Origin of the sequence: Streptococcus pluranimalium (genome assembly GCF_047785745.1) — a bacterium.
Lineage (GTDB): Bacteria > Bacillota > Bacilli > Lactobacillales > Streptococcaceae > Streptococcus > Streptococcus pluranimalium_B.
Genome location: NZ_JBLOJT010000075.1, coordinates 1 through 8975, shown reverse-complemented (window position 1 = coordinate 8975; position 8975 = coordinate 1). Strand labels below are relative to the sequence as shown.

Here is an 8975-nt window from a genome sequence, read left to right as displayed (position 1 = left end):
GAAGATTTCTAATCGTTTGATGAACAAGTCCTACTTCTTTAGCGATAGCTGTCAAATTCATCCCCTGGGAACGGAGGAGAAGAGCGTGAAGTTTACGATAATGAGCATTGTTTTTCTTATCTTTAAGGGCAAGTTGCAATTCTTGGATTTGAGATTCCCTAAATTCTTTTGTCATATTCGTATTATAGCGCTATTTTTGATTTTTTTTAAGTATGATTAACCAATTCAGCAGGGACAGCCATGCCGTCTGAGAGCTTCAAGCCCACCGCTCGTTTTTTGGGGATTATTCAGTTCATAGAGAACATTGATGGCCAAACCATCTTCATAAAAGACATGCGTCCAGATAATCTGCTCTTCTTCCAAATAATTAAGTGAAACTTCTAGCGGTTTTGCCGCAAATACCAAATCTCGCTCTTCTTTTAAAAGAGCATCGATATCAGCCATCAGTTCAGGCACCTGATCCACTGGCTTAGTCTCAAAAGTCACCTTAAATTTATTCCAAAAATAGTGCGCTTCATTGGCACGCAGACCGGCCAAAGCATCCGCAACAGGTGAGCTTTCAAGTCCTTGGATCGATACAGTTTTAAAATCAATAATCACAGTCACCTACACTCCTTTGACAGCAAAGTAAATCCCACTTGGGCTAGCAAAATGAAAGGTCTTAAAAGGCACTTCAACAATTGGACTACAAGTCTCTGTCAACTCAGCAATCCTAGCTTGTAATGCTTCAATCTCTTCTACTTCAAAAAACACACTTGGCACATTCGAAAGAACTTCTGGTGATACTTGAGCGATAAAATCCTTGTCAAAGACGGTTATGGTTACTGTTGCTTCTGCATGAGGTTTCATATCAAAAGTATCAAGGCCCATCATTTCAGATTCTTCCACGATGACAAAACCTGCGGCAGACCAAAAAGTCTTCTCAGCTTGCACATCATCCACGTAGAGCATTAAATCTAGATTTTTTGTAAATGTCATACGATCACCTTAAAAATTGACAGTTTCAGAGACAAACCAAGGAATATCTGTGTTAATCTGCCAAGTCATGCCAAATTTATCAACCACAATACCGTAGGCTGGGCTCCATGGTGTTTCTTGAAGTTCCATATTAATAGCTTGCGCGCCATCGGCTAGTTTTGCATAAAGAGTTTTCGTCTCTTTCACATCATCTACTTGAATACAAGCTGTCATATTAGTACCTTGTAGGTATTCATGACCAGACCCGTTATCAGATAACTGCAACCGAATCCCATTGATATTCAAATTAGCATTCAAGACAAGGTCTTTATTTTCTTCTGGTGTATCTGGAATGGCTTGACCAAATGTTGTACAATTAACTACTTCTGCGTTGAAAACATCTTTGTAAAATGCGACTGCTTCAAGACCATTGTTGTTAGTAACAAGGTAAAGTTCAAGTGCTTTAATCATCGGAAAATTCCTCTATTTTTCTATATGATGATTTATCATAGCACTATGTAGAGATATTAACAAGAAAAATCTCTTACCAGATGATAAGAGATTATTTCTTATGATAAGATGACTCCTTTCACTACTGTATACAGAATCAAAATGAGACCTAAAATAATACGATATTTACCAAACACCTTAAAATCATGCCTCTTAACATAATCTGTTAAGAACTTAATGGCATAAAGACTGACGACAAATGCTGTCACACTAGCCACTAAAAGGATTGAAACCTGAGGGATGCTGAGGACATTACCATCAATGAAAAACTTAATAGCTTTTAAGCCACTATATCCAAACATGGTTGGAATGGCTAAAAAGAAGGTGAAATCAGCTGCAACAGAACGACTAGTCCCCAGAATGATGGCCCCTAAAATCGTTGCTCCCGAGCGACTCGTTCCAGGTACAATAGCCAACACTTGAAAGACACCTATTAAAAGGGCTGTCTTATAGGACATTTTGGCTAAATCAGTTACTTTGGGTTCTACTGTCGCATTACGCTTTTCAATATAAATAAAAGCAATCCCATAGACAATCAAGGCGATAGCTACTGGCAACATATCATTAAAGTGACTTTCAAACCAACCATCAAAAGGTAAGGCAATAATGATGGATGGAATACAAGCGATAATAACTTTTAGCCAAAGTTGCCAAGTCAGCTGAATGTCGCGCTTCGTTTTCCCCGGTTGAAAAGGATTCAAACGCTCAAAGTAAATCACAATAACCGCTAAGATAGCCCCCAACTGAATCACTATGTTGAACATGTCAACAAAGTCTTTCGATTGGTTAAAAGTAATAAATTCTTGAACCAAGATAAGATGACCTGTACTAGATACAGGGAGCCACTCAGTGATACCTTCCACAATACCATAAAAAATGGCTTTAAAAATCTCTACGATTAGCATGATAACTCCTTTATTTAAACTTATTTTCCATTATAACAAAACTTAATCAAAAAAGAAGGATTAGATGGCAATTTTAAATCTATCATTGCATTATTATTCGCTAATTTTAGGGACTTTCGCATTGAAATAGACTCCTCTTTCCTGTAAAATGGATAAGACACAATAAAAAAATGAGGAGTCTTTCATGAAAAAGATCTTTTTAAGCTGTTTTGCAGCTTTGCTCCTTTTGTTCGGAGGAGTTACAAAAGCGCAAGCAGATGAGTACTTGCGTGTCGGTATGGAGGCTGCCTATGCTCCATTTAACTGGACACAAGATGATGACTCAAATGCTGCTGCGCCAATCGAAGGTACCAACCAATACGCCAATGGCTATGACGTCCAAGTGGCACAAAAAATTGCTAAACGTTTTGATAAAAAACTCCTTGTTGTTAAAACCAAATGGGAAGGTCTCGTCCCAGCTTTAACATCAGGGAAAATCGATATGATTGCTGCAGGTATGAGTCCTACTGCAGAACGTAAAAAAGAAATTGCTTTCTCAGATAGTTATTATACTAGTGAGCCTGTTATCGTGGTTACTAAAGATGGCAAGTACGTTAATGCTAAATCAATCAAAGATTTCAAAGATGCTAAAGTTACTGCTCAACAAGGTGTCTGGCACGTTGACTTACTTACTGACCTAGAAGGAGCTAATTCACAAACACCGATGGGGGACTTTTCTCAAATGCGTCAAGCCCTATCATCAGGCGTTATCGATGCCTATATCTCTGAACGTCCTGAAGCTTTGACAGCTGAAGAAGCTAATAGCAAATTCAAAATGCTAACCTTAAAACCTGGTTTTGAAGTTGACGAATCAAATGCCGCTACTGCTGTCGGTATGCGCAAAGGTGACAAGCGTATGTCACAAGTTAATGAAGTCCTTGCAACTATTTCTGAAAATGATCGCATAGAGCTCATGGACAGAATGATCGCGGAACAACCTTCAGATAACAGTGATGAAACTGCCCCTAAGAGCTTCTTTGCTCAAGTAACTGATATTATTAAAAACAACTGGAAACAGCTGCTTCGTGGTACTGGCATCACACTCTTGATTTCCATTCTTGGTACTATCATTGGTACTATTATTGGACTTTTAATCGGCGTTTACCGTACTGCTCCTAAAGCCAGCAACAAAGCACTTGCCATTCTTCAAAAACTCTTTGGCTGGTTGCTAAATGTTTATATTGAAATCTTCCGTGGAACACCGATGATCGTACAAGCCATGGTTATCTACTATGGTACTGCCCAAGCTTTTGGTGTATCTCTCGACCGCACCCTAGCTGCGATCTTCATTGTTTCTATTAACACAGGTGCTTACATGAGCGAAATCGTTCGTGGTGGTATCTTTGCCGTTGATAAGGGACAATTTGAAGCAGCGACTGCTCTAGGATTCAATCACAATCAAACCATGCGTAAGATTGTCCTACCACAAGTTATTCGCAATATCTTACCAGCCACTGGTAATGAATTCGTTATCAATATCAAAGATACTTCAGTCTTGAACGTTATCTCTGTTGTCGAACTTTACTTCTCAGGTAATACTGTGGCGACCCAAACTTACCAATATTTCCAAACCTTCACCGTTATCGCTGTCATCTACTTCGTGTTGACCTTTACGGTAACACGCATCCTCCGATTCATCGAACGTCGTATGGATGTCGACACTTATACTACTGGTGCTAACCAAATGCAAGTTGAGGAGGTAGCTCATGACTAACCCAATTTTAGAAATCAAACATCTCAAAAAATCATTTGGTAATAACGAAGTCCTCAAAGATATCTCTTTAAGCATCAACAAAGGTGAGGTTATCTCTATTATCGGTTCATCTGGTTCAGGTAAATCAACCTTCCTTCGTTCCATCAACTTGCTAGAAGATCCAACAGAAGGTAGCATTATTTATCATGGTGAGAATGTTTTAGAAAAAGGCTATGATCTGACGACATATCGCGAAAAACTCGGTATGGTTTTCCAATCCTTTAATCTTTTTGACAATCTCAACGTCTTGGAAAATGCTATTGTAGCACAAACAACTGTTCTCAAACGCAGTCGAACCGAAGCAGAAGCAATCGCTAAAGGAAACCTTGAAAAAGTTGGTATGGGAGAACGCTACTGGAAAGCACGTCCAAGTCAACTATCAGGTGGGCAAAAGCAACGTGTTGCTATCGCTCGTGCCCTATCAGTCGATCCAGAAGCTATCCTATTTGACGAACCAACTTCTGCTCTTGATCCAGAGATGGTCGGCGAGGTTCTCAAGACCATGCAAGACTTGGCTAAATCAGGTTTGACCATGATTATTGTAACCCATGAGATGGAGTTTGCTCGCGATGTCTCTGACCGTGTCATTTTCATGGATAAAGGTGTTATTGCTGAAGAAGGTTCCCCGCAACAAATCTTCGAAAATCCACAAGAAGAACGTACCAAAGAATTCTTGAGACGTTTCTTAAAATAAAACTATTAAAAGAGTTGACCCTGTCAGCTCTTTTTTCGTACATCAAAACCAAATCGTTTTCCAAAACACAGTTACAAATTGAGGAAGTACATCATATTCATCACGACAATAAAGCGGCTAAAAACGTCATAAGATTAAACAATTTAGATGAAAGGCTTCAAGAAAATTTGAATCTATTCCATTTTCAACCTAAAGACTAGGATTCACTGCTTTTATCAGCTAGAATAAACTTGTCTTTCTCATGTGTACGTTAATAAAAAATAAGAAAAATCCCCATGTATTCTACAAAATACTTTACCGGTTAACTATTTTATGTTATTATAAAATAGTCATTGCAATGAATACTTTTTATAAGGAGGAAACTATGGCAGAAAAAACTGATCTTTCATCAGCCTACCGTCGTCTTAAAAGTCCGAACATCAAGACACGTAAACGTGCTCTTAAAATTATCCACGACTTCAAACGCAGAGGCAAAAGTAATTAATACTTTAAATCTCTTATAAGGGAAACACCTACTATCCCTCAATAACAGACAGTGGTCAGACACTTCATTTAGGTGTTTTATCCCTTCTAATACGATTATTTAACAGATGCAAAAGCCAAGAAGCTAGACTTCTTGGCTTTTGCTTTTCTTATTGACTTGCTTTTAGCGCAGATAAAATTTGTGTACGAATATCATCAACACCATTAGGTGTATTTGGCAAGAAAATGGTTTGGTTGCCATTTGCCGCAAAAGTATTCAGTGTATCTAAGTATTGGTTAGTCAAAAGAATCGACATGATTTCTTCTTCATTCAAACTAATATTGGCATCCTTAAGTTCTTGAATGGATTCAGCCAAACCATCAACGATTGCCTTACGTTGTTGGGCAATACCTACACCATGAAGACGATCTTTTTCAGCTTCAGCTGAGGCAGCTGTAACAATTTTAATCTTATCAGCTTCAGCCAACTCTTGAGCTGCTACACGTTTACGTTGAGCAGCATTGATTTCATTCATAGACTGTTTAACTTCAGCATCTGGTTCAACCTTAGTAATCAAAGTTTTGACGATAATATAACCATAAGTTGACATTTCTTCAGCAACTTGATGTTGAACTTCAAGGGCAATTTCATCCTTTTTCTCAAACAATTCGTCCAAGGTTAATTTAGGAACTGATGAGCGTAAAGCATCTTCGATATAAGACTTAATCTGCGCTTCAGGTTTCATCAATTTGTAATAAGCATCAATGACATTTTGTTCATTAACACGATACTGAGTCGCAACATTCAAGGTTACAAAAACATTATCTTTAGTCTTTGTTTCAACAATAATCTCACTTTGAAGCAAACGCAGTTGCACACGCGCTGCAATTTTATCAATACCAAATGGCAATCTGATATGGATACCACTGGTCGAAATCGTTTGGTATTTACCAAAACGTTCAATAATAGCAACAGACTGCTGTCTAACCACGTACAGAGTGCTGGCAACTATCATTACAATAATAATCAAAATGATAAAAGGAAAAATAAATCCCATAATAACAGTTCCTCCCAAAAACTTTTAATACTGTCATTATATCAAGTATGAAAGCCGTGTCAAATAACTACCTATTTTCTGTGATTTTTTCTACAAAAACCAAACATTAAAAGCCTCAACAAAAGCGAGGCTTACATATATTATTCGACACTCATTAAGTATGGGTAGACCGGTTGACTTCCGACATGGATTTCAACCTCTATATCTTCATGAGCTTCTTCTAATTTCTCAGCAATTGACTCAGCCAATACCTGTTCTCCATCTTCACCAACGTAAATAGTTACAATTTCACTATCCTCATCAAGCATTTTTTCAAATGTAGACAAGAGAGCTTCTTCCATATCAGGCGTAGAGACAAGAATTTTTCCATCAACCATTCCCAAGACATCATTTTCATGAATATCAAGACCGTCAATGCTTGTATCACGAACTGCTAGCGTAACACTTCCACTCACAACGTCAGAAAGACTTGCTGACATAGCTGCTACATTATCTTCAAGAGTTTTAGATGGATCAAAGGCTAAAAGGCTTGTTAGACCTTGTGGCACTGTACGTGATTCCACAACGGCTGCTGGGATATCCACAACTTCTGCTGCTGATTGCGATGCCATAAAAATATTTTTGTTATTCGGCAAGATAATGACATTTTTAGCATTCACTTCTTCAATAGCCTTAACAATATCTTCTGTTGAAGGGTTCATCGTTTGACCACCAGAAATGATGTAATCAGCTCCTTGCGCCTTGAAAATTTCTGCAAGACCATCTCCAGCTACAACAGCAATAACGCCATACTCTTTGGCTTCTTTTGGAGTCGCTGTTGCCTCTGAATTTGTTTTTTCAAGAACTTCGTCATGTTGATTACGCATGTTATCAACTTTTACTTTGACAAGTGAACCGTATTTCAAGCCTTCTTGCATGACAAGACCGGGATCTTCAGTATGAACATGGACTTTGACAATCTCATCATCATTCACAACAAGAAGTGAGTCTCCGATACCGCTTAAATAACCTTGGAATTCTTCATAATTGAATTCTTTAACATAAGTAGGACCTTTACCAAGAGCTACCATGATTTCAGTACAGTAGCCAAAAGTAATATCTTCAGTTGCCACATGACCAGCTACAGACTTATGATGTTCTACATTAATCATTTGAGACATTGTTGCAGGCGTTGCTTTAAAATCTTCAGAAGCGATGTATTCACCAGTCATAGCTGCCAAGAATCCTTCATAGATATAAACAAGACCTTGACCACCTGAATCAACAACACCAACTTCTTTAAGAACTGGAAGCATATCAGGTGTTTTAGCAAGGGCTGCTTTAGCACCATCAAGAGCTGCACGCATAACTTCTGTAGCATCATCCGTACTTTCAGCTTTTTTCTTAGCAGCGGTAGCCGCACCACGTGAAACAGTTAAGATAGTTCCTTCCACAGGCTTCATAACAGCTTTATAAGCTACTTCTACACCTGATTGGAAGGCATCCGCTAAAGCTTTACCGTCTAGTTCTTCCAAATCTTTGATACTTTGTCCAAAACCACGGAAGAGTTGTGATGTAATAACACCAGAGTTCCCACGTGCCCCCATCAAAAGACCTTTTGAAAGGATCTGACCAACTTGACCAACTGTAGCTGCATGTTTATCAGCAACTTCCTTAGCACCATTATCCATGGTCATTCCCATGTTGGTACCAGTATCTCCATCTGGAACTGGAAAAACATTTAGGGAATTGACATATTCAGCTTGTTTACCCAGACGAGTGGCCGCTGCTTGGACCATTTCTTGGAATAAACTTGTTGTAATATTTGACACTACTCTTCTCCTACAACCTTAATATTTTGAACATAAACATTCACCGTTTCAGCTGAAATGCCAAGTTGATTTTCTAAATTAAACTTGACACGTTCTTGAATGTTTTTGGAAACTTCACTGATTTTAACACCATAACTCATCACAGTGTAGACATCAACTGAAATTCCTGATTCTGTCGATTTAACAACAACACCTTTTGCGTAGTTTTCTTTACGAAGAAGGGCTTGGAAATTGTCTTTAATAGCACTCTTACTTGCCATGCCAACAACGCCAAAAATCTCTGTTGCTGAACCTCCAACGACTGTTGCAATAACATCGTCTAAAAGTTCAATTTGACCATCTTTTGTATTGATTTTCACAGTCATATTCACTACCTCAAAAAGTTTTTATCACTTCATTTTATCATAATAGAATTATTTTGTAAAAAAAGACCTTAATCATGAAAATGAAAAAGCCAGATGATTGGCACCTAGCTTCTTTAACTATTAAACGCGCTCAACTTTACCTGATTTAAGGGCACGAGCTGAAGCCCAAACTTTTTTAGGTTTACCGTCAACAAGAACAGTAACTTTTTGAAGATTTGGTTTTGCAGTACGTTTTGTTTTGTTCATCGCGTGTGAACGGTTGTTAGCTGACATAGTCTTACGACCTGTAAAATAACATACTTTAGCCATTTCGTGTTTTCCTCCTACGTAGAATATGTTGGATGTGCTAGCACCACATACCTTACTATTATAGCAGAAGATCAAAAACAATACAAGATATTTTTTCAATTCTTTTGATTCG

11 protein-coding genes and 1 pseudogene are annotated in these 8975 nt (G+C 38.2%); 3 read left to right on the top strand and 9 right to left on the bottom strand.

Translation table 11 applies throughout. From position 1 onward, the window contains the following. The 5 genes and pseudogenes from ACMZ6U_RS07765 to ACMZ6U_RS07745 all read right to left on the bottom strand — a co-directional run. Positions 1–175: helix-turn-helix domain-containing protein (locus ACMZ6U_RS07765; protein WP_416107664.1), on the bottom strand; the 175-nt coding region annotated here is incomplete at its 3' end. Positions 176–221: 46 nt separating this feature from the next. Further along, a pseudogene (locus ACMZ6U_RS07760) lies at positions 222–600 on the bottom strand (phage tail protein); the annotation flags it as partial. Positions 601–606: 6 nt separating this feature from the next. After that, a complete protein-coding gene (locus tag ACMZ6U_RS07755; protein ID WP_416107662.1) occupies positions 607–978 on the bottom strand; it encodes a glyoxalase in 372 nt (123 codons plus the stop codon). A gap of 9 nt (positions 979–987) precedes the next feature. Next, positions 988–1428, bottom strand: a complete 441-nt coding sequence (locus ACMZ6U_RS07750; protein WP_416107661.1) for a VOC family protein — start codon at positions 1426–1428, stop codon at positions 988–990. Between the two features lie 98 nt (positions 1429–1526). Next, positions 1527–2372 carry an undecaprenyl-diphosphate phosphatase gene (locus ACMZ6U_RS07745; RefSeq protein ID WP_416107659.1) on the bottom strand — a complete coding sequence of 282 codons (846 nt, stop codon included), beginning with the start codon at positions 2370–2372 and terminating at the stop codon, positions 1527–1529. Positions 2373–2556: 184 nt separating this feature from the next. Between ACMZ6U_RS07745 and ACMZ6U_RS07740 the strand changes: the two genes are divergently transcribed. The 3 genes from ACMZ6U_RS07740 to ACMZ6U_RS07730 all read left to right on the top strand — a co-directional run bounded on the left by ACMZ6U_RS07740 (position 2557) and on the right by ACMZ6U_RS07730 (position 5342). After that, the gene (locus ACMZ6U_RS07740) at positions 2557–4125 is read left to right on the top strand and encodes an ABC transporter substrate-binding protein/permease (RefSeq protein WP_416107657.1); all 1569 of its coding nucleotides are present in this window, start codon (positions 2557–2559) and stop codon (positions 4123–4125) included. Then, a complete protein-coding gene (locus ACMZ6U_RS07735) occupies positions 4118–4858 on the top strand; it encodes an amino acid ABC transporter ATP-binding protein (RefSeq protein ID WP_416107655.1) in 741 nt (246 codons plus the stop codon). Before ACMZ6U_RS07740 ends, ACMZ6U_RS07735 begins: the two co-directional genes overlap by 8 nt. A 364-nt stretch (positions 4859–5222) precedes the next feature. Then, positions 5223–5342: a putative metal homeostasis protein gene (locus ACMZ6U_RS07730; protein ID WP_017768991.1), complete on the top strand. Its 120-nt coding sequence runs from the start codon at positions 5223–5225 to the stop codon at positions 5340–5342. A 148-nt stretch (positions 5343–5490) separates the two neighbouring features. Here the strand turns inward: ACMZ6U_RS07730 and ACMZ6U_RS07725 are convergent, their stop codons facing one another. From ACMZ6U_RS07725 to rpmB, 4 genes are all read right to left on the bottom strand, one after another. Continuing rightward, positions 5491–6378, bottom strand: coding sequence for an SPFH domain-containing protein (locus ACMZ6U_RS07725; protein WP_416107653.1), 888 nt, complete (start codon positions 6376–6378; stop codon positions 5491–5493). 140 nt (positions 6379–6518) lie between these two features. After that, a complete protein-coding gene (locus ACMZ6U_RS07720; RefSeq protein ID WP_416107651.1) occupies positions 6519–8189 on the bottom strand; it encodes a DAK2 domain-containing protein in 1671 nt (556 codons plus the stop codon). Further along, positions 8189–8554, bottom strand: coding sequence for an Asp23/Gls24 family envelope stress response protein (locus ACMZ6U_RS07715; protein WP_062711653.1), 366 nt, complete (start codon positions 8552–8554; stop codon positions 8189–8191). Before ACMZ6U_RS07715 ends, ACMZ6U_RS07720 begins: the two co-directional genes overlap by 1 nt. Positions 8555–8674: 120 nt before the next feature. After that, on the bottom strand, positions 8675–8863 hold the full coding sequence (gene rpmB, locus ACMZ6U_RS07710; RefSeq protein ID WP_062711650.1) for a 50S ribosomal protein L28: 189 nt from the start codon (positions 8861–8863) through the stop codon (positions 8675–8677). Positions 8864–8975 lie beyond the last annotated feature (112 nt).